The 20,517-nt window shown below is 73.8% G+C and carries 18 protein-coding genes, 1 pseudogene and 1 riboswitch; of the genes and pseudogenes, 6 read left to right on the top strand and 13 right to left on the bottom strand.

Annotation, left to right across the window (positions count from 1 at the left end; all coding sequences use genetic code 11):
- Nucleotides 1-113: 113 nt before the first annotated feature.
- The 3 genes from OP04_RS05700 to OP04_RS05690 all read right to left on the bottom strand — a co-directional run bounded on the left by OP04_RS05700 (nucleotide 114) and on the right by OP04_RS05690 (nucleotide 4,942).
- Nucleotides 114-1,079 carry a WxL protein peptidoglycan domain-containing protein gene (locus OP04_RS05700; RefSeq protein ID WP_051797139.1) on the bottom strand — a complete coding sequence of 322 codons (966 nt, stop codon included), beginning with the start codon at nucleotides 1,077-1,079 and terminating at the stop codon, nucleotides 114-116.
- 48 nt (nucleotides 1,080-1,127) lie between these two features.
- Complete coding sequence (locus OP04_RS49205; protein WP_051797138.1) at nucleotides 1,128-4,016, bottom strand: hypothetical protein; 2,889 nt, start codon at nucleotides 4,014-4,016, stop codon at nucleotides 1,128-1,130.
- Nucleotides 4,017-4,105: 89 nt separating this feature from the next.
- A complete protein-coding gene (locus OP04_RS05690) occupies nucleotides 4,106-4,942 on the bottom strand; it encodes a helix-turn-helix transcriptional regulator (RefSeq protein WP_033338370.1) in 837 nt (278 codons plus the stop codon).
- Nucleotides 4,943-5,043: 101 nt separating this feature from the next.
- Between OP04_RS05690 and OP04_RS05685 the strand changes: the two genes are divergently transcribed.
- From OP04_RS05685 to OP04_RS49200, 3 genes are read left to right on the top strand one after another with little or no spacing between them, the layout of a single operon-like run.
- A complete protein-coding gene (locus tag OP04_RS05685) occupies nucleotides 5,044-5,781 on the top strand; it encodes an SDR family NAD(P)-dependent oxidoreductase (protein WP_033338369.1) in 738 nt (245 codons plus the stop codon).
- A 40-nt stretch (nucleotides 5,782-5,821) separates the two neighbouring features.
- Entirely contained in the window at nucleotides 5,822-6,631 is an 810-nt protein-coding gene (locus OP04_RS05680) for an alpha/beta fold hydrolase (protein WP_033338368.1), read from the top strand.
- A complete protein-coding gene (locus OP04_RS49200) occupies nucleotides 6,628-7,350 on the top strand; it encodes a GNAT family N-acetyltransferase (RefSeq protein ID WP_051797137.1) in 723 nt (240 codons plus the stop codon). Before OP04_RS05680 ends, OP04_RS49200 begins: the two co-directional genes overlap by 4 nt.
- On the opposite strand, the gene OP04_RS05670 is transcribed toward OP04_RS49200, so the two are convergent.
- Together OP04_RS05670 and OP04_RS05665 are read right to left on the bottom strand one after the other, a co-directional pair.
- Entirely contained in the window at nucleotides 7,337-9,580 is a 2,244-nt protein-coding gene (locus OP04_RS05670; protein WP_033338367.1) for a hypothetical protein, read from the bottom strand. The genes OP04_RS49200 and OP04_RS05670 overlap by 14 nt on opposite strands.
- Before the next feature lie 119 nt (nucleotides 9,581-9,699).
- Nucleotides 9,700-10,890, bottom strand: coding sequence for an MFS transporter (locus OP04_RS05665; RefSeq protein ID WP_033338366.1), 1,191 nt, complete (start codon nucleotides 10,888-10,890; stop codon nucleotides 9,700-9,702).
- A 59-nt stretch (nucleotides 10,891-10,949) separates the two neighbouring features.
- On the opposite strand from OP04_RS05665, the gene OP04_RS05660 reads away from it, so the two are divergent.
- Nucleotides 10,950-11,945 carry an ArsR/SmtB family transcription factor gene (locus OP04_RS05660; protein ID WP_033338365.1) on the top strand — a complete coding sequence of 332 codons (996 nt, stop codon included), beginning with the start codon at nucleotides 10,950-10,952 and terminating at the stop codon, nucleotides 11,943-11,945.
- Between the two features lie 234 nt (nucleotides 11,946-12,179).
- Here the strand turns inward: OP04_RS05660 and OP04_RS05655 are convergent, their stop codons facing one another.
- On the bottom strand, nucleotides 12,180-12,992 hold the full coding sequence (locus OP04_RS05655) for a nitroreductase/quinone reductase family protein (RefSeq protein ID WP_033338364.1): 813 nt from the start codon (nucleotides 12,990-12,992) through the stop codon (nucleotides 12,180-12,182).
- 188 nt (nucleotides 12,993-13,180) lie between these two features.
- Nucleotides 13,181-13,576: an NUDIX hydrolase gene (locus tag OP04_RS05650; RefSeq protein WP_033338363.1), complete on the bottom strand. Its 396-nt coding sequence runs from the start codon at nucleotides 13,574-13,576 to the stop codon at nucleotides 13,181-13,183.
- A 131-nt stretch (nucleotides 13,577-13,707) separates the two neighbouring features.
- Between OP04_RS05650 and OP04_RS05645 the strand changes: the two genes are divergently transcribed.
- Nucleotides 13,708-14,121: a DUF6924 domain-containing protein gene (locus OP04_RS05645; RefSeq protein ID WP_051797136.1), complete on the top strand. Its 414-nt coding sequence runs from the start codon at nucleotides 13,708-13,710 to the stop codon at nucleotides 14,119-14,121.
- Nucleotides 14,122-14,220: 99 nt separating this feature from the next.
- On the opposite strand, the gene OP04_RS05640 is transcribed toward OP04_RS05645, so the two are convergent.
- The 5 genes and pseudogenes from OP04_RS05640 to OP04_RS05620 all read right to left on the bottom strand — a co-directional run bounded on the left by OP04_RS05640 (nucleotide 14,221) and on the right by OP04_RS05620 (nucleotide 18,526).
- Nucleotides 14,221-14,967, bottom strand: coding sequence for an alpha/beta fold hydrolase (locus OP04_RS05640; protein ID WP_033338362.1), 747 nt, complete (start codon nucleotides 14,965-14,967; stop codon nucleotides 14,221-14,223).
- A pseudogene (locus OP04_RS48350) lies at nucleotides 14,964-15,711 on the bottom strand (class I SAM-dependent methyltransferase). Before OP04_RS48350 ends, OP04_RS05640 begins: the two are co-directional and overlap by 4 nt.
- A 131-nt stretch (nucleotides 15,712-15,842) precedes the next feature.
- On the bottom strand, nucleotides 15,843-16,700 hold the full coding sequence (locus OP04_RS05630; RefSeq protein WP_033338361.1) for a bifunctional 5,10-methylenetetrahydrofolate dehydrogenase/5,10-methenyltetrahydrofolate cyclohydrolase: 858 nt from the start codon (nucleotides 16,698-16,700) through the stop codon (nucleotides 15,843-15,845).
- 15 nt (nucleotides 16,701-16,715) lie between these two features.
- A riboswitch (ZMP/ZTP riboswitch) is annotated at nucleotides 16,716-16,796 on the bottom strand.
- A 7-nt stretch (nucleotides 16,797-16,803) separates the two neighbouring features.
- Nucleotides 16,804-17,574, bottom strand: a complete 771-nt coding sequence (locus OP04_RS49195) for a maleylpyruvate isomerase family mycothiol-dependent enzyme (RefSeq protein ID WP_051797135.1) — start codon at nucleotides 17,572-17,574, stop codon at nucleotides 16,804-16,806.
- 10 nt (nucleotides 17,575-17,584) lie between these two features.
- The gene (locus tag OP04_RS05620) at nucleotides 17,585-18,526 is read right to left on the bottom strand and encodes a LysR family transcriptional regulator (RefSeq protein WP_033338360.1); all 942 of its coding nucleotides are present in this window, start codon (nucleotides 18,524-18,526) and stop codon (nucleotides 17,585-17,587) included.
- A gap of 69 nt (nucleotides 18,527-18,595) precedes the next feature.
- Between OP04_RS05620 and OP04_RS05615 the strand changes: the two genes are divergently transcribed.
- Entirely contained in the window at nucleotides 18,596-19,657 is a 1,062-nt protein-coding gene (locus tag OP04_RS05615; protein ID WP_051797134.1) for a DMT family transporter, read from the top strand.
- Here OP04_RS05615 and OP04_RS05610 read toward each other — a convergent pair.
- Nucleotides 19,558-20,454: a helix-turn-helix domain-containing protein gene (locus tag OP04_RS05610; protein ID WP_033338359.1), complete on the bottom strand. Its 897-nt coding sequence runs from the start codon at nucleotides 20,452-20,454 to the stop codon at nucleotides 19,558-19,560. The genes OP04_RS05615 and OP04_RS05610 overlap by 100 nt on opposite strands.
- Nucleotides 20,455-20,517: the final 63 nt, after the last annotated feature.

Here is a 20,517-nt window from a genome sequence, read left to right as displayed (position 1 = left end):
GTCGTGCCCCCCGACGTCAGGGCCTTGGCCGCGGACGGGATCAGCGGGCGCTCCGCACCCGAGATGTCGGCACACAGCAGGCCCGCCGCGGCACGGCCGACCGGTACCTCCGGTCACGCGGCGGACGTGCCGGTCGGGGCCTCGGCGGATCGCGCCCGGCGTCGCCTCAGCCACCGTCGCCGCAGCCACAGCGCGCCGAGCACGGCCGGCAGCAGCACCGCCAGCTGTGGCCACGGGATCGACCAGGTGGCGGCGGTCGCCACGGCCGGCGCCGCGGTGAAGGTGTCGCCCGGCCGGGTCGGGACCGGCCGCAGGCGCACCTCCGCGGTGGTGCGGACCGTGGGCCACACGTCCTCGACCAGTACCTCGTAGGTCAGCGAGTTCTTCGGCAGCAGCTCCGGCATCGGGTCCGGCGTCGTCCGCCGTCCGGTCGCGAGGATCTCCTGCGAGGCCCCCAGCCGCACGTTGCCGGTGTTCGTGACCGTGTAGACCACCCGTAGGTGACCGGGTTTCCGCGGATCAACATTGACGGTGTAGACGGCGCGGACGCCGGAGACCGTAAGGCTCGGGCGCAGCCCGCCGGCGACGCGCACGTACATCCGGGAGCCGAGCCGCCGGTCGACCACCACGCCGTCCGCGCCGGCGGACCGTACCGAGGTGACGATTCCTCCGGTGTGGTCACCGGCCTCCGCGTCGGCCGGGACCGTCATCGTGAACGGCACGTCGACGAATCCCGACGGCGGCACCGTGATCTCCGCGGTCCCGAGCACGGTCCACAGCCCCACGTCGGTCGCGGGCGTGCCGGCGGGCCTCAGGTCGAGCGCGCCGTTCGCCGTGGTGAGCGCGTCACCGGCGTAGACGGCCAGCGGCAGCGGCGCGGTCCCGAAGTTCCGCACCCGGATGCTGTCCTCGACGCGCTGACCGGGGGAGACGTCGTAGACGAAGTGCGGGCGCTCCGGCGCGGCGTCGGACGGCGTGGGCCGTACCGACCAGGTCAGCTCCTCGGCCCGCGCCCGGCCCGGGACGAGAATCCCGGCCGCGGCGAGCGCCACCACGAGTACCAGCCTGCCCAGTCGCATGTGTGTTCTTTCCGTGTGAGGGTGGGGCCCCGCGAGGCCCCACCCTGGTTACGAGAGCGCCGTGACCGTCAGCGTGGTGGTGTAGACACCGGCCGGTGTCGTCAACGGCAACCGCAGGTCCAATCCGGCACCGAGGCTCGTGGTGCCGCCCGGGTGACCGCCCTGCGCCGCGGCCAGCGTCGCCGACTCGGTCAGACCGGGCCCGCCGTCCAGGCCCGGTGTCACGACCACGCCGGCCACCGCGCCCGCGCCCGGTGCGAGCACGGACGGCGTCCAGCCCAGGTAGCGCCCGGAGACGCCGCCGCTGAAGTCGGAGATCTGCCCGGAGACCGCCCACTCGGGGCCGCCCGCGCGCGTGTCCGTCACCGTGATCGGTGCGATGTCGCCGGTGGCCTGCAGGTACGTGTCCTTGAACGCGGCCTGGCCCAGGCTGACCGAACGGTCACCGTCGATGCTCCAGATGAACTCGCCCGGCGGCGCGTCCAGCACGGTCACGCTGATCGTCTGCGACCCGGTCGCGGCCGCGCCGAGCGACGTCCACGCGTCCAGCGACCGGTTGTCGAACGTGTCCTGCCAGGTGGTGATGTCCGTGAGCCGCAGGAACGCGCCGACGCCGTACGTGTGGCCCTCCGCGAGCTCCGGCAGGCGCATCCCGATCGTGAACGTGCCGCCACTGGCCACCATCGAGCCGTGGTAGATCTGTCCGCTGGAACTGTCCGGCGACGTCGCCACCCAGTTCCGGTTGCCGGTCCGGCCCGGCTGCCACACCGTGGCGTCGAACAGGCCCACGTCCAGGGAGTACGTGAGCGTGTCGCTCGCCCAGTCCGGCACGTGGAAGCCGGCGCCGACGACGGTCAGCCGGTCCTCGCCGTCCGGCAGCACCACCAGCTGCGGCCGCCCGGTGGAGGCGAACACCCGGAACGTGAACGTCCCGGAGACCGATCGTGCACCCTCCACGTTCGCCGCGACGATCCGCCCGAGCTTCCCGTCCGCGTCGCGCGGGACCGCGGTGATCACGGCCGACGAGGCCGTGGTCCGCACACCGTCGGTCCACGGCCTCCAGGTGACGCCGCGGTCGTCGCTGCGCTCCAGCACGACCGTGGCCGGGTCGATCGCCGGGTTCCCCGCCAGGCCGAACGAGACCGTCGCCCGGTTGTCCGAGATCGCGGCCACGTCGCGCGGCTGCTGGGTGAACGACGGCGCCGCGTAGGGCGCGGTCCGCAGCCGCAGCGCCGTGGAGACCGCGGTGCCGTCCGCGTTCGTGGCCACGATCCGCACGTTCACGCCGTTCCATGCGGAGGTGATCGCCGGGATGTGCAGCGTCTCGCCGGTCGCGCCCGCGATCGCGGTCCACGGCCCGGCGGCCGACGCGGCCCGCTCCCACTGCAGCGTCGCGTCGCCGTCGATGTCGGCCGTGACGGTCAGGTCGCGGCCCTCCACGTAGGGCGCGGCCGCGGTGGTCGCCGGATTGGCCAGGATGACCGGCACGTCCTTGACGGGCGGGGCGGAGTCGAACCGTACCGTCAGATCGAACGGGATCTTGTCCGGGTCCGCGGGCAGGCCGCTGGTGTGCCAGTAGGAGGACAGCCCGGTCTCGTACTGGAAGTCGACGAACGACTCCGGCCAGGCACCCCAGTCCGGCTGCGCCGCCTTGACCGCGTCCGGGATCGCCGAGACCGTCGCGCGCACACCGCCGGTCAGCGGGAAGTAGTCGACGCCGGCGAACCGCGGCGAGATCTGCGCCCCGTCCGTGCTCAGCAGCACCTGACCGAACGTGGCCACCGTGACCTGGCGTGCCGGGACCTCGTCCTGGTGGTTCGGGTCGTCGCGGCCCGCGCCCATGCCGCCGGCCGTGGCGGTGAGCGTGCCGGAACCGTCCTGCGCGACCGTCAGTACCGGGTCCTTCACATACCAGGTGACCAGGCCGGAGTACGCGTTCGCGGTGAACGCGCCGGTCCAGCGGATGGTCGCCTCGCCGGTCACCGCGTTCGCCACCCCGGTCCCGCCGGTGAACAGCGCGCGCTGGTTGAGCTGGGAGCCGACGCTCGGAATGCACTTCGTCGCGTCGGACACGCCCTGTGCACTGCCGTCCGGCATCCGGTGCACGATGCGCACGTCGCCCTGCCGGCCCTGGAACTGAGGCTGCGTACCCGCGGAGAAGAAGTTGCATCCACTGTTGGCAGGGTTGCCGCCCTGGTAGATCTCGTTCACGCCCCACTCGATGCTGGCGGCCGTGACCGGGGTGAGGGTGCCGCCGCCGGTGACGACGTGCAGCGTGGCCTCGGCCGAGGTGGTCGCGGGCCCGTGCGCGTTGCCGACCACGACCCGGAACCGTGCGCCGTCGTCGCCGGGCGCGGTCTTGAACGCGAGGTCCGGGCCGGTGGCGCCGCCGATCGGTGTCCAGCTCGTGCCGTTGGCGCGCTGCCACTGGTACGTGTGCGGCGCCGTCCCGCCCGCGGTCACCGTGAACCGGGCGTTCTGGTAGGCCTGCACGGACGCGTCGTGCGGCGGCTCGGTCACGGTGGCCGCGACCGGCGTGACCGTGAGCAGCGCGTCGTCGGACCGGTGCTGCACGAACCCGGAATCGAAGATCCGCACGGAGTACGTGGCGCCGTTGTCCGCGTATCCGGCCGTGAACGTGTACGAGGGCCCGTTGGCGACCGGCAGCGCGCCGGTGCCGCCCGGCGCGGACCGGTACCAGGTGTAGAGGACCGCGCCCGGGTACTCCGCGGTGAACGTCACCGCGCCGCCGTCCGGCGCGGTCTGCGGCTGGGGTTGCACCGTGAACCCCGCGTCCGCGACGGCCGCGCGGTCCACGGTCGGCGTCTGCGCCGCGGCCAGGCTCGCCGATCCGGTCGTCAGCTGTGGTGGGGTGAGGGCTGCGGCCGCCAGCAGCGCAAACGCGCAGGCGGCGGCCAGTGGGGATCGTGCACGCACAGTCAAGTCCGCTCACTATGGAGAGTCGTTATGCACGGCCCTCGGCGGGCCGGCGACGCTGATCCTAAGTGGCAGCAGGTTAGGTAAGGCTACCCTATGATCAACGCAACATCGGGTGCCCTCAGGATCGGAAGCAGACGGGCCGTCGGCGAGCCCGGCGGGCAGGTGTAGACGATGAGGCGCTGGTGCGCGTCGTGCGGTGCGGCGAGGATCTCGATGTCGAAGTGGAGGTCGCCGGCGATCGGGTGGCGCAGGTGTTTGCGGACCGAGGCGTAGTCGCGGACCTCGTGGTCGTCCCACCAGGCCGCGATCAGCGGGTCCGACGCGCGCAGCTCCGCGATCATCCGGCGGGTGTCGCGGTCGTGCGGGTGGCGGGCCTGTTCGCGGCGCAGACCGGCCACGGTGAACCGGGCGAACGTCTCCCAGTTGACGATCCGCTCGCGGGCGCCGTGGTCCTCCAGCACCCAGCGGATCAGCGACGTCTCCGGCGGCATCGGATGGCCGAGCACGGCGGCGAGCAGCGGCGTCCGGCCCAGAACGTGACCGTATCGACCCAGGATCAATGCGGGTAGATGATCGAGCGCGGCCAGCATCCGCAGGAGCCCCGGGTCCGCCCGCTCCCCGGTGAACGCGGGCACCGGCCGGCCCGGCGCGGCCAGATCGTGCAGGTGGGCGCGCTCCACCTCGTCCAGGCGCAGCGCGCGGGCCAGCGCGTCCAGCACCTCGCGGGAGACGTTCGCCTGCCGTCCCTGCTCCACCCGGCTGTAGTAGTCGGGGCTGAGCCCGGCGGCCACGGCCAGCTCCTCGCGGCGCAGCCCGGGAACCCGGCGCGGGCCGGGAAACGCCTGGATGCCGGCCTGCGCCGGGGTCAGTCTCGCTCGCCGGGCGCGCAGGAACGCACCGAGCTCCGCTCGTTCTCGGGCCACCCATCGAGGGTACGGACACCGCCCGCGACCTGCCTGGTCATGCCATGCCCAGGTTGATCAGGATCTGGCCCGCCACCACGCACCGTCCGCCTAATGGAGGCATGAACAACCATCGCACCGCCATCGTCACCGGCTCCACCAGCGGCATCGGCGCCGCGATCGCCCGCTCGCTGGCCACGGACGGCATCCGGGTCGTGGTCAGCGGCCGCGACCAGGTCCGCGGCGAGAAGCTGGCCGCCGAGATCGACGGCTTTTTCGTCCCGGCCGACCTGGCCGGCGACTACCGGGCCCTGCGCGCGTTCGCGGAGGAGGCGACCGCACGGCTCGACGGCCGCGTCGACATCCTGGTCAACAACGCCGGCATCTACCCGGCCACGGCCACGGACGCGCTCGCGGACGCCGATCTGGACGCGATGCTGGCCGTCAACGTCCGCGCGCCGCACGTGCTGGTCGCCGCGCTCGCCCCGGCCATGGCCGCGCGCGGCGACGGCGTGATCGTCAACATCGGGTCGTGGATGGCGCGGGTCGGCATCCCGTTCGCGGCCGCGTACACCGCGACGAAGGCCGCGCTGGAGCAGATGACCCGCACCTGGTCGGCCGAGTTCGGCCCGAAGGGCGTGCGGGTCAATACGGTCGCGCCGGGCGTCACGCTCACGCCGGGTAACGAGTACGCCCGGGACGTCATGGACCACCAGACCGCGGGCACACCGGCCGGCATGGTGATCAGCCCGGAGGACATCGCGGCCGCGGTCCGGTTCGTCACGTCGGACGCGGCCTCCATGATCCACGGCACCACGATCGACGTGGACGGCGGCATCGTCACCACAAGGCTCCGGTAAACGGGTTGCGGTGGTGTCGGAGGACATTAGCGTCTGAGCAATGCTTGCCTACGACACCATCCGTTCCGGCGGTGATCCGATCGTCGCGCTGGCCGGCGGCGCGGCCCGCCACCCCGCCTACCTGGGAGACCTGGCCGGCATCGGCACGGACCGCTTCCACCTGGTCGTGCCGCACCTGCGCGGCGTCGGCGATTCCGCGCACCTGACGCCCACGTCGTTCTGGGACCAGGCCGCCGACCTCGACGCGCTGCGCGAATCGCTCGGCCGCGACAAGCTGATCATCACAGGCCATTCCGCGGGTACGCGTCTCGCGCTCGCCTACGCGGCCCAGCACCCCGGCCGGGTCGACGCGCTGGTCCTGATCACACCGCCGCCGGCCTGGCTGGTCACGGTCCCGTCCGACACGGACGCGATCATCGCGCCCCGCCGCGGCGACCCGGTGGTCCGCGACGCGCTCGCGCGGTGGGAGGCCGGCCCGCCCGCCCCGATCGACGACGCGTCGCTCACCGCCTGGTTCCGCGCGGCCGCACCGATCAGCTACGCCCACTGGGGCCCGGCCGAGCAGGCCCACGCCCTGGTCGGCGACGTCTCCTACCGGGCGAACCGCGCCTACCTGGACGTGACCCCGCCGGACGATCTCACCGCGCTGCTCGGCAAGGTCGACGCGCCGGTGCTGGTCGTGGCCGGCGGCGCCGACTACTCCGCCGGCATGGCACCGGTGCGGGCGGTCGCGGACCTGTTCCCGCACGGCCGCGCCGTGACGATCCCGGACAGCGGCCACTACCCGTGGGTCGAGCAGCCGGACGCGTTCCGGACCGCCGTCGACGCGTTCCTGTCGGCCACCCGATGAGCGACTGGCAGGCCGTGGACTGGGACGCGGACCGCACCCGGGCATGGTGGCGCCGCTGGACCGCCGACACCCACGTCTCCGGCGCCGAATTCCGCGTGATCGCAACCCGCCCGGACGGCGCCTGCGTCGCATTGTGGCTGGTGGACACCGTACCCCCGGTGGTGTTTCTGGGGTCTGACGGCACAGCCGCGATGATCGCGTCCTCCCGGCGGGAGTTCGACGCCCTGACCACCCCGCCGGAGCAGGCCGTGGCGCTGGAGTCCGACTTCGCCACCTACGCGCACCGGCTGCGGACCGGCCCCGCCGTGCGCACCGCCACGGTCGACGACGCCGCCGACCTTCAACGGCTGATAGCCACCATGGGGTACGACGTCCCCGCCGCGACCGTTCGTACACGTCTTGACGCGTTGCCCGATCAACACGTGGTCTACGTCGCCGTCACCGATCGCGTGATCGGCTGGGTGCACGTGCTGATCACCCACAGCCTGATCGCGGGCGTCCGCGCCGAGCTCGGCGGCATCGCGGCCGACGCGGAGAGCCAGGGTGCCGGGACCGCGCTGCTCTCGGCCGCCGAACGGTGGGCGGCCCGGCACGGCGCGGACAGCATGTACGTCCGCTCCGGCAGCACCCGCACGGCCGCCCACCGCTTCTACGAGAAGCGCGGCTACACCGTCGTGAAGACCCAGCTCGCGCTCACCAAGCCGCTCACGGCAGCGTGATCGTGACCGTTCCGTCGTCCCCGATCGTGGCGATGCCGTCCACGCTGTACTCGAGCGTGCCGGTCTCCTCCGGGCCCTCCGGCATGATCGCCCGGTAGTCGACCGTGCCCGGCGTCGTCGTGACCACCTCGATGCCACCGTCCGCGGACGGGCGCAGCGCGGTCTGCGGCGTGCGCTGCAGCGTGTACCGGGCGCTGGACGCGAAGAAGACGTGCGCGGCCCGCAGGTCGAACGGGCAGTCGAACCGGAACATGTCGGTCCGGTCCGCGCACGCGGTCAGCCACGTGTCCAGCGCCCGCTTCACCCGCTCCTGTGTCTCCGCCGACATCTGCGCACCCGGCGCGGCCTCCGTCATCTCGCCCAGGATCAGCACGGACGTCCGCTCGGCCGAGAACCGGCCGGTCGGGTCCGCCAGCGCCATCGGGTAGCGGCCGGGCAGCGCCGCGACCGGCCGGGCCGGGTCCAGCGCCACGCCCGCGACCGTGACCGGCAGCGCGGACGACGACGCGACCGTGCCCAGGTCGGACACCACCCGCCAGTCGTCGAACATGCCGTACCGGCGGGCCTCCGCGGCCAGCGCCAGCGTCATCACCTGCGGCTCGCCGCCGAGCGTGAACGATGCGGTCACGGTCGCGGTCCGGCCGTCGACCGTGCTGGTCACCACGTTCACGTCCGCCGGGCGCTCGACGCCGGGCGCGCGCAGCACCGCAGCCGTGAGCAGCGGACCGGCGGCCACGTCACCGCGCAGCGCCAGCGCGGCCGCGGCGTCCCCGTCGGAGATCGCGGCCAGGTAGTCGTGCGCGACCCGGACCGGCCCGAACACGGACTGATTCGCGAACACGACGCCACCGACCCCGGCCGCGGGCGCGACCAGCGCGACCGCCACTGCGACGACGACGGAGGCACGGGCACGGGCGGTCCCGTAGAGCAGCGCCCGCCAGGACGGCTCGACCGGCGCCAGCACCCGGCGCGACAGCAGCGCGAGGTCCCGGGCCGCGTAGGACGCCAGCGCCAGCAGCACACCCCAGCCCAGACCGGCGACGGCCGCGCCGGTCAGCGACGGTCCGGCCTGCACCTCCGACGCCATCAGCGACACCGTGACCTGTCCGGCCAGCGCGACGAGCATCACCACGGCCGTGGAGGTAAGCACGGTCATCAGCGGGCGGCGGGGCGCGCCGACCGGGCGGGACAGCGCGTGCCGGACGGCCGCGACCAGCACGGACCCGGCCGGGACGAGCAGCAGCAGCGTCCACCACGACGGGTGCGCCACCAGCGACACGCCGTCCACCACGGTGGACGTGACCGGCACACCGAGCAGCGCCAGCACCAGCGCGGGCAGCGCGATCAGCCCCGCGACCACGGCCGGCAGCGACCCGCCCGAGGCCGCGACCAGCACCAGGCCGGTCAGACCGGCGCCGATCAGCAGCGTGACGCCGAACCGGGCGGTCAGCGCCAGCGCGTCGGTGACCGGCCGGGTCATCGCCCGCAGCTGCCCCGGCGCGGCCGACGGCGTCGCGGCCAGGCGCGCGACCAGCGCCACGGCCAGGACCAGCGCGAACGCGGTGCCCGCGGTGGAGTACTGCGTGAACCCGAGCGCACCGGCCGCGGCCATCAGCCCGGCGGCCGTGCCCGCGGTGATCAGCGCGCGGGTGAGGAGCACGCCCAGCCCCGGGGACCGGCGACGACGCTCGTCACGCATCGCCAGACCGGCCAGCGGCCCGGCGATCGCGGCCGTGAGCAGCACCGGCGTCATCTGCAGCGTCAGGTTTCCGGCCGGCGGGCCGCCGTCGGCCGTGCCGCCCAGCGCCAGCCCGAGCACGGTCACGGCCGTGCTGAACCAGTGCGAGATGTAGGTGGTCGGGGCGGAGGCCGGCAGCTGCAGCATGATCGCGGAGATGAGCGCGGTGAGCCCGGCCAGCGCGACGAGCAGCACGACCGCGACGTGCCAGACGCCGGCGAAGAGGCCCGGCGCGACGTCCTCCTCGGGGACCGGTGGCGGGCCGGCGACCAGCAGCGGCTGCGGCACCGGCAGCCGGTCGACCGGCCCGTTCTGCCGGCTCGGCGGCACGACGGCACCCGGCCGCGACGGCACGACGGCGCCCGGCCGTGACTGCGGCGCGACCAGCACGCCGTCCAGCACGGACGTCCCGGCCCCGATCGCGGCGGCCTGACGCGGCGCGCCGATCGGCGTAAGACGGCCGAACCGGGTGCCGCACCGCGCGCACTGCACCGCGGTGTCCGAGGGCCGCGGCGACCCACACGAAGAGCAGAGCATTACGTGGCACCTCGCGCGCTGATCGCAGATCCAGGTCGCCCCAGCATTCGGCAGCCGCACGCCACACCTGAGGCTCAGGCCACCCGCACCTCCGGCACCCGCGGCAGCGGCGTGCGCAACCCGGCTGCGACCAGCACCGTAACCGCGATCGACAGCGCCGCCATCACGCTGATCCCGGCCGCGGCCGACCCGGTCAGCTCCGCCGCCAGCCCGCCGATCCCGGCGCCGACGGCCTGCATCCCCATCATCAGCGACGCGTGCAGCCCCAGTGCCTGCCCGCGCAGCGCGTCCGGGGTCAGCGCGATCAGGCGCTCCTGCAGCACCAGCGTGCCCGAGTACCCGACGGACGCGGCCGCGGTCAGTGCCACCGCCAGCCAGAGCGGGATCCCGGCCGCGAACAGCAGGTACGGCACGGCCAGCAGCAGCCTCAGGACCGCGCCGGCCCGCTCGCGCCACGCCACCGGCAGGAACCGGCCGGCCAGCACGTCGCCGGCGAGCATGCCGAGGGCGGCCGCGGCCAGCAGCAGCCCGGCACGCTCCGGCGCGTAGGGCACGAACAGCGCCTCGCAGCCGACGATCAGGCCGTTGGGCACGCACAGCGCCACGAACACGTACCGGCGCGGCACGGACGACCACAGCTGCGCGTTCACCCGCCAGGTCGCGGCCACGGACGGCCGTCCGGACGCGCGCGGCGGCCTGGCCCGCAGCCCGGCCAGCGCGATCACGGCGCCGGTCAGCTGACAGACGGCGGCCAGCAGCAGCACACCCTGCGCCGGGATCAGCGCGAGCAGCACGCCGCCGGCCGCGAACCCGAGGATCTGCACGGAACCGGCGGCCATGTTCAGCACGGACCGGCCGAGCAGGTATCCGTCCGGCGGCAGCACCTCGGTGAGCAGCCCCAGCCGGACGCCGCCGCCGACGGACGCGATCAGGCCCATCAGGACGAGCACGCCGAACACCGCGGGCAGCGGCAGGCCCGGGATCGCGAGTACGGCCAGGCACAGCCCGGCAAGCGTTGCCACGGCCGCGAGCGCGCCGCGCGGCGGCACCCGGTCCGCCACGGACAGCAGCAGTGTGGCGCCGAGAAGCTGCGCGCCCGCGGGTCCGAACATGCTGAGCGCGCTCAGCAGCGGGGACCCGGTGCCGGCGAAGACCACTGTGGCGAGCGCGAGCCCGCCGATCGTGCTCGCGGACGCGCCCGCGCAGGCCACCGCGAACAGCGGGGCGAACTCGGGCGTCCGGAACAACGCACCATACGTCTGCATGATCGGCAGTCTGCGGAGCGCGGCAGGCGTCACGTTAATCTTTCGCGGGGAGGCGAAACGTGAGCTGGTGGCAGGTGGACACGGAGACGATCGCGGGCGCCCGGTTCGTGATCTCGGCGCGCGCGGAGACGACCGGCGCGCTGCTGCGCCTGCACAAGGACGTCTACGGCGGTGGCTTCCGGCCGGGCGAGCGCGAGTTCCTGGACGCGCACCAGGACGCGTACCACCGGATGCTCGACGGCAGTCCCGCCCTGCGGCTGGTGCTCGCGACCGCGCTGCGCCCCGGCTGGCTCGCCGACTTCGTCGCGCCGCCGCAGGCGGAGACGGAACGCCCGCTGGCCGAGGAGCTCGACGCGATCCGGGGCTATCCGGACAACCGCGCCCGCGACGACCTCGCCCGCGCGCTGGCGCTCACCGGCGGTCCCGCGCTGCCGGACGAGATCCACCGCGTCTCGCCGGGGCCGGTCGTGGCCGACGCGCTGGAGTGGGTGTGGGAGACGGCGATCGCGCCGGACTGGTCACGGCGGCGGCGGATCCTGGAGGCGGACGTGGTCGCCCGCACCCGGCAGCTCACCCAGGGCGGCTGGGTCGCCGCGTTCTCCGACCTCAAGGAGGGCATGCGGTGGCTCGGCGGCGGGCGCCTGCAGGTCAACCTGGTGCCCTACCAGCCACGCGACGTCTCCGGCACGCAGCTGATGTTCGTGCCGATCACCACCGGCCGCGGCTGGGTGTCCTGGGACGAGCAGGACCGCAGCCGGCACGCGATCGCGTACCCCGCGTCCGCGCCGCTGGCCGCGTCCGGTTCCGCCCGGCCGGTTCCGGACGCGCTCGGCCGGCTGCTCGGCCCGGTCCGCGCACGGGTGCTGACGCTGCTCGACACGCCGAAATCCACCAGTCAGCTGTGCGCGGTGACCGGTCTCGCGCTCGGCAGCGTCGGCCGTCACCTCGGCATCCTGCTCGACGCCGGCCTGGTGCTGCGCCGCCGCGCCGGCCGTGCCGTGCTCTACTCCCTGACCGACGCCGGCCGCACCCTGATCACGGCCTCACAACCCTGAGAACATCTCCGGGGTACGCCGTGGGCGCGCCACGATCATCTGCGCGGACATCGGTTCCCGCCCGGGAGGAACGCCGGCCGGCAACGTCGCGCCGCGCGCTGGGCGGGACGCTCGGCCTCTCCAGGATCGGGGCGTCCCCCATGGTGTTCCGGCACCATGGGGGACGCCCCGATCACCGGCGGCCGGTGGCGGACGCCGCGCGGCTGGCCTCGGCCACCGGCGGGGGAGGCGCTGTCAGGCGCTCAGGGCGGGGACGATCGTCTCCTCCTCGTAGCGCAAGTGCGCCTCCAGCTCCGCGATGAGCCGTTCCACCTGCGGCAGCGGGTTCTCGGTGCGGACCGCTACCTCCAGCTCCTCGATCAGTCGCGCGACCGTCTCGTGCTCGGCCTTCAGGCGTTCCACCACCGGTTCCAGCTCCGGGTGCGCGGCGAGCACGGCCGGGAAGATCCCGAAGTCCTCGCCGCGGTGGTGGATGTGCAGGCCGCCGCAGACCGCCAGGCAGTTGACGCGCAGCTGGGCGCCGAGCCGTGGCCCGGCCTGCGCGACCTCGGCCCGGATCGAGGCCAGCTCGCGCCGGAACGCGTCGTGGATCGCCTTCAACGTCTCGCCGAACGAGCCCATCATCGGCGGGCCCTCCTGCGCGTTGCGCAACGCCACGACCGGTAGTACCCGGGTGGTCTTGCGCTGGTAGTCGCCGTACCCCGGCATGGCCTCGACGATCCGGGTGAAGATCTGGTCGCGTTCCTCCCCGGCCAGGACCTCCGCGACCGCCGGGTAGGTGAAGATGCCGTCCTCGACCGTGACCTGCGGATTCGCCCGGATGTTGTGATACCAGTCCGGGTGTTTGTCCGCGCCCGCGGCCGAGCCGACGACGAGCAGGCGTCCGCCCTCGTCGGGCACGTACCCGAGCAGCGCGGTGTGCGGGCGGCCGCTGCGGGCGCCCGTGGTGGTGAGCAGAAGCCGACGGCCGTCGTCGGCGAACATGGCGATCCGGCCCCGGTTCGCCCGGAACTCTTCGATGATCTGCGTGTGGAAGTCGTTAGGCACGCGCGCTGTATCCCCTGTCTGTTCGCGGCGCTCGGATGAGATTCGAGACGTGGCAACACAGACAGGACGGCGGGCCCCTGGCCCGCCGGAGGATCACGCGCCGGCCGGGCGCCCGATCCGGTAATGGCCAATGGCCGACCCGGCAGTCACGATCGGTGACTCTAGCCGGGCCGGCGCGGGTAGTGCAATCAGGTGAGCAGCCCGGTCTCGTGCAGGTGGTCGAAGATGACCTGGTCGACCGCTGACGTGCGGGCGCGGTCCGCGAATTCGAGCCAGACGACCTCTGCGATCTCCGCGGCCGCGGTCGGTGTGCCGGTGTAGTCCGCGGTGTAGCAGGTCATCCGTACCGTCACGTCCTGCGCGTGGCCGTGCGCCCGCGCCTCGAACACGCCGACCGGCGTCGCGGTCGCGGGGTCGATCGTGACGGTCAGCTCCTCGGCGATCTCCCGCACCAGCGTGTCCACGTCGGACTCGCCCGGCTCGCGCTTGCCGCCGGGGAAGTAGAAGACGTCCTTGCCGTGCGAGCGGGTGCTGAGGACCCGGCCGTCCTCGATCCGGAGCCAGGCGACCTTGTCAATGAGCATTCTTCAACCTTATGAGGCGGCGCGGCGTCCCGGTCCACCGGAGGGTGCGCAGCTCACCGCGTTGTACGCTGGCGCCCGCCCCGCCTGCGGGGTCCTGGCACGGCACCTGACCCGATTTCCCCGAGGACACGATGACCCTCCCGATCCCCCCGGACGCGCAAGGCCTGCTCCTCCGCATCGACTACACGGACGACGCGGCCTGGGACATGTTCCGGAAGACGCTCCAGCGGCACCTGGACGACTACCGCACGTCGATGCTGTTCGTCAGCGATCAGGCCTACGACGGCCTCACGCCCGGCGGCCTGGTCCGGCTCGCCGAGGGCGACGAGGACCTCGCGTTCGCGTTCCTCGCCGACGAGGAGACGATCAACGACCCGGAGCACCCGGTGATCGCGGTCGACCTGTCGGACGAGCCCGGCCGCGCGTTCCGCGTGATCGCCTCCGAGCTGTTCAGCGTCCAGACGAACCTGGACCTGGCCACCACCGATTTCGCCGCGTTCGCCCGCGCCGCCGGACGCGACGGCGTCTACCGCGGCGGCATGTAGCACGCCGGCAGCCTCATGATCGGGCGTCACTCGCATCGTTCCCGCGATGTGGGTGACGCCCCGATCGACACACGCGGACTGCCTCCTGCCAGCTCGCCCTCAGCCGAGGAAGTCGGTGACCGCGGCCCGCCATGCGGCCGGGCTGTCCAGGTGCACGTCGTGGCCCGCTCCCGGGATCGTGACCGATCGCACCGCCGGATGCAGTTCCATGCGCGCGATCTCGTCCGCGGGCAGTACCCCGTGCTCGCCGGTCACCAGCAGCGTCGGGCAGCTGATGCTCTCGAATTCCGCCCACCGTGGGCCGATCGCGGCCGCGAGCGTGGCGGTCATGACGTCCGCGTCGCACGCCGGCCACCATCCGTCGTCGTCCTGTCGCAGGCCCGCGGCCCAGGCCGGGCCGACCAGCCCGCCGCCGAGGAACGCCGCGGCCGTGTCGAGGCCGGGGAACGGTACCGGCCACGAGTCCAGCCAGGCGCCGATGTCGCGGACCGTGTCCTGGTCCGGGCCGCCGGGGCCGGCCTCGGCCAGTACCAGCCGGGTGACCAGCTCCGGGTGCGCGGCGGCGGTGAGCATGGCCGTATGGCCGCCGAGCGACTGCCCGATCACGACGGCCGGGCCGATCCGGTCCAGCGCCTCCGCGGTGTCCGCGATGTGGGCCGCGCGCGACACGTCGTCCGGGCGGCGTGCGGCCTGGCCGTGGCCGCGCGGCTCCAGGACGTACCCCCGATGGGTTTTGGTGATCCACTCGGCGGTGGCGGACCACTCGGGCGCGGTGCCGCACAGGCCCGGGATCATCAGCACCGGCGGCCCGTCGCCGCCGAGATCGTGCAGCGCGGCTGCGGTCATGCCGGCCTCCGGGCCTCGAACAGGTAGCGGGCGGAGTGCGCCACGAACGGCCCCTCCATGTTGATGTGATCATGGAGGGTGCGTAAACGGTCACGGTAGGCCTCGACGGTGAAGCCGGGCACGATCCAGATGACCTTGCGCAGGAAGACGATCACGGCGGCGATGTCGCTGAACTCCATCCGCAGCCGGGCCGTGCGCACGTCGGTGACGTGCAGGCCGGCCGCGGTCGCCGCGGCGCGCAGGCGTTCCGGGTCGCGGGCGGTGCCGACCGGCTGCGGGCCCATCATGGCGTCGGTCAGTTCGCGCACCGAGCCGGGCCCGACCTGCTGCGAGAGGTAGGTGCCACCGGGCGTGAGCACGCGTGCCACCTCGTCGAACCGGGTCCGCACCGGGTGGCGGCTGGTGACCAGGTCAAACGCGGCGTCCGGGAACGGCAGGTCCGCGTCTTCGCCGACGCGCACCACGACCGCGTGCGGCAGGCGTTGCTGGGCGAGCGCGGCGTTCGGCGCCCAGCCCTCGGTCGCGGCCAGCACCGGCGGCGGCACGGCCACCTCGGACAGCACCTCACCGCCGCCGGTCTGCAGGTCCAGCGCCCCGCCGCACGCGCCCCATCCGGTCACTCATCAACCGGGCATATCCCCACGGCGGCCGCCCCTCCGTCGCCCGCCCGGCAAACCAGGAAAAATCCCACCCCTCCACGGGTACGCGTCCGCCCTCGTCCACCAGTTCCTCGAAGCCACTCATCCGCGCGAGTCTCGTCCGCACCCCGCCCCCGCTCAACCGAATTGATCACGGGTCGTGTGCAGGGGTGCCGGAGCCTCGGTTGCCCGCGGGGCAGGGGCCGGGCGGCGCCGATCGGGCAAGCGGGTCAGGTGTCAGATCGTGGCGCGCTCGGCGGCCGAGACCGCGTTGCGGAAGAGCATGGCGACCGTGGTCGGGCCGACGCCGCCGACGCGGGGGGTGATGGCGCCGGCGACGTCCGCGCAGGACTCGTCGACGTCGGGGAGGATGCGGCGGCCCTCGTAGCGGACGCCGCCGCCGACGACGACCGCGCCGGGCTTGACGTGCGCGGGCTGAATGATGCCGGGGACGCCGGCGGCCGCGATGAGGATGTCGGCGCGCCGGGTGTAGCGCTCCCAGTCGGGGACGCCGGTGTGCACGACCGTGACCGCGGCGTTGGCGGTGGGGCGCTTCTGCGCGAGGAGCATGGCGAGCGGCCGGCCGAGCGTGGCGCCGCGGCCGAGGATGACGACCTCGCGGCCGGAGACCGGGATGTCGTAGAACGCGAGCAGCGCCTCGATGCCGGCCGGCGTGCAGGGCAGCGGGCCGGGCAGGCCGAGCGCGAGCCGGCCCATGTTGAGCGGGTGGAGGCCGTCGACGTCCATGTCCGGGTCGAGGACCTGCATGGCGCGGTCGTAGTCGAGGTGGCCGGGGATCGGGTACTGCACGAGCAGCCCGTGGACGTCCTTGTCGTCGTTGAAGCCGCGGATGACGTTCTCCAGCTCGGCCTGGGTGACGTCGCCGGGCAGGTGCGCGTGCGGGGAGACGAAGCCGAGCTCGGCGGCCTGCTTCTGCTTGATCCGGATGTAGCCGGCGCTGGCGTCGTCGTCGCCGACCAGCACGGTGGCCAGCGCGGGCGTGACACCGCGGGCCTTGAGGGCGGCGACGCGGGCGGACACCTCGGAGAGGACGGCCTCGGCGACCGGCTTGCCGGGAAGAAGTCGAGCGGTCATGACGGCTCCTGCACCCGTGGGCGCCCAGGCGGTCGACCCCCACGGACGAGCTCCCCGATGGTCGCTGCCATCCCCGTGCCGCCAGTCGCTGTCGGACCCCAATCTACAGGGTGGTCGCGCGTGACCACTGGGCGACCAGGTCCGGCGAGCCCATCACGGTCGGGGCCGGTATCCGGTGCCAGAGGTACAGGTAGATCTCCGCGATGCCGCCGAGGACGACCGCGTCACCGTCCGCGGTGCTGGTCACGCGCCGCCAGTGCGGGCCGCCCGCGCCCAGGTCGACGCGCCAGATCTCGCCGGTGTCCGCGGCCGCGAGGAAGAGCGTGCCGGTCAGCGGCGACTCGCCGGCGGGTTTCAGACGGCGCAGGATCGCCGGGTGGTGCAGCATCGCGCCGAGGAACTCCTCGATGCCGTCGCGGGCCACGGCCGCGTCGACGCGGGTCGGGCGGCGCAGCGCCTCGGCCGCGTCCAGCCCGTGCACGACCGCCTCGTGCAGCATCCGGCGCGGCCAGCCCGCGGCGCGCCGGTCGTGGCCGAACGTCCAGACCGGTCGGTCCGGGTCGGTGGACTCCAGCGTGGCCAGCAGGCGTTGCGCGCCGACCAGCAGCCACACGGTCAGCTCGCCGGCGTCGTGCGGGACCTCGGCGGCGAACGCGTCGAACGGCAGCCGGCGGGGCATCCCGGACGCGACCATGGCCTCGGCCCAGCGGTGGGTGGCGCCGATGTGCCCCGAGAGCGTGCCGAGGTCCCAGCCGGGGCAGGCCGGGACCGGGGTGGTGGGGTCCGCGTCGGCGACCAGGTCGACGAGGCGTCCGACGGCGCCGCGCAGGGCGGACAGGTGCCCCGCGTAGTCCAGGCCCAACTCCGTGCTCATGCGCAGAAACCTACCGGGGTACGGCCGAATCCTGCCATCCCTGGTCGTCCAGCGCGCGCATCCGCGCCTCGACCAGGTCGGCCACCGCGCGGACCGCGGGGGACAGCACGGCGTCCGGGCGGTGGGCGATCGCGAACGTCTCGTACCGGCGCGGTCGCAGCGGTGCCCAGCCGAGCCCGTCCGGGACCCTGTCTCCCTGCGCGCGCAGCACGCCGCGCCAGGTGACGGTGTCCGCGAGGCCGCGGGCGGCGATCTCCAGCGCGGTCTCCGGGTCCTCGACCTCGACGCGCGTGGTCAGCTGGTGGCCGGCGGCCTGGAGGTCGCGGGCCAGCATGCGGCGGGTGGAGTCGTCGTCGCGCCAGCTCACGTCCGGCAGGACCAGTTGTGCCGCGGCCAGCCGGGCCGGGGTGATCGCGTGGCCGAGCCGGTCGGGGTCCGCGCTGACGTAGACCAACTCGTCGCGCATGACCGGCGTGACCGCGAGCCCTTCGGTCGACGATCCGGACAGTGCGATGACCGCGGCTTCGAGGGTGCCGCGGCGCAGCTGGGCGGCGATCTGCGCGGAGTTCAGGCCGGCGAGCTCCAGGCGTACGCCAGGGTGGCGGTCCAGCACGTCCGCGACCAGGCCGGCGCCGAGGTAGAGGCGGGCGGTGCCGAAGACGCCGAACCGCACGGTGCCGGTGAGCACCTCGCGCACGCCGGCGACCGCGCGGGCACCGGCGTCGACCGCGGCCAGTGCGGCGAGCGCGTGCGGCTGGAGCGCGAGCGCGGCCTCGGTCGGGACCAGGCCGCGGCCGGCGCGCCGGAACAGGCGGGTGTCGAGGCCCTGTTCGAGCAGTCTGACCTGCTCGGACAGGCTCGGCTGGGCGTAGCCGAGCGCGGCCGCGGCGGCGGTGAACGAGCCGTGGTCGACGGTGGCCAGGAAACACCGGAGCTGATGCAAAGTGACCATGGTTTTTCCTTCGGACGGTCAAGGAAACCAAGGCTACCTCTCTAGATCGTCTCGACCTACCGTCATCGCATGGGGTTCGTGTGGTGCCTGGTCTCCGCGGCCGGGTTCGGGTTGGCGCCGCTGTTCGCGAAGCAGGCGTACGCGGGTGGACTATCGGTCACGACGATGCTGACGGCGAGGTTCGCGCTGGCCGCGCTGCTGCTGTGGATCATCGTGGCGGTGCGGCGCCGGCCGGTGCGGATCAGCGGCCGGACGCTGGCGGTCTGCGTGGGCCTCGGCGCGGTCGGGTACGCGGTGCAGGGCGCGGCGTACTTCGGCGCGGTCGCGGTGATCGACGCCTCGCTGGCCGCGCTGCTGCTCTACACCTATCCGGCGTTGACGCTGGTGCTCGCGGTGGTGCTGCGCCGGACCCGGCCGGACCGTCGCCGTCTGGCGGCGCTGGGGGTGTCGGCATCCGGGCTGATCATGCTGCTCGGCGTCGGCGGGGTGGCGTCCGGGGCCGCGCTGGGGGTGGCGCTCGCCCTGACCGCGGCCGGGACGTACGCGGTGTATCTGACGGTCTCGGAGTCGCTGCCGGCGGACCTGGACCTGTTCCTGCTGACCGCGATCGTGTGCACGTCCGCGGCGGTCAGCCTCGGGCTCGGCGGCGCGGCGACCGGCGGCCTGCACGCCCCGGACGCCGCGTCCGCCTGGATCTGGGTGCCGGTCATCGCGGTGATCGGGACGGTGCTGCCGATCGCGGGGATGTTCGCCGGGGTGCGGCTGGTGGGGGCGTCGACCGCGGCGATCCTGTGCGGGCTGGAGCCGGCGATCACGGTGGTGTCGACGGCGGTGGCGTTCGGGGAGCGGCTGACCGCGGCGCAGCTGGCGGGCGGCGCCGCGATCCTGGCCGCGGTGGTGATCCTTCAGTGGCCGGCGCGGGCGGGGGTTCCGGGGGTTTCGGCTCGTGGGTCCGGCGAGGTCGTGGGCGTCCGGTCGTCGGTTGTCGAGGTGCCGGCCACGGCCGGCCACGTGCCCATGGAGACGGCCGCTCAGGCCCCGGCCCGCAGGCCGCTGATGAACCACTCGAACGCCGGCACCTTCGGCGTGAACGGCTCCCAGCCGTTGAGCGTGCCCAGCAGCGCCCAGTAACGCTCCACGCGCGCGTCCGAGAACAGCGCCATCTCGTCCGCGAGCGTGCGCCGGGCCTGCGCACCGAGGTCCCCGACGACCTCCCGCACGATCTCCTGCCCGCGGGCGGACTCCGGCGCGATCCCCTCGTCCAGCGCCGCGCCGGACCGCGCGGTCAGCAACCCGTAGTCGTAGTCCAGCTGCGCGACCGGCCTGGGCTCGGTGCCCGCGATCGCCATCTCCCGGGTCCGGGCCCGGAACCCCGGGTCCGTCACCAGCTCGGCCAGCTCCACCCACGCGTCCACCTGCGCGGGCGTCGGTTGGTCCGGCAGCGTCAGCTGCCGCATGCCCTGCGCGATCCCGTACCCCGGGCTCTCCGGCGGCACCCCGTCGAACGTGGTGTCCACGTACTCGTCGATCAGCTCCTGCCGCTCCGTCGCGGACAGCTGCGCCAGCTTGTGCATCAGACTCATCTCCTCCGTCGTGCTGTTCCTGGCCGCGACCGACGCCAGCACCGCCCGCCGCACCTGCAGCAGCCGGATCTCCGCATCCAGCGCCCGCACGTGCGCCGCCGCCACATCCGCGACGGTCCGCTGCCGGGCGAGCACCTGCTGCACCACGTCCAGCCCGAGCCCCAGCTCGCGCAGCGTGCGCACCAGCTCCAGCCGGGCCACCGCGGCCGCGTCGTAGAGCCGGTAGCCACCGTCGGACCACCCGGTCGGCGGCAGCACCCCGCTGTCCGACCAGAACCGGATCGTCCGCACCGGCAGCCCGGTCCGCCGGGCCAGCTGCCCGATCGTGTAGAGGTCGTCGGTCACGCTGACCAGCCTGCAGCTTCCAGTAGGTGGAGGGTCAAGACCATTGAAAGCACGCGGGGGTAC

Origin of the sequence: Catenuloplanes japonicus, assembly GCF_000717135.1 — a bacterium.
Lineage (GTDB): Bacteria > Actinomycetota > Actinomycetes > Mycobacteriales > Micromonosporaceae > Catenuloplanes > Catenuloplanes japonicus.
This window is presented reverse-complemented; position numbering and strand designations above follow the sequence as displayed.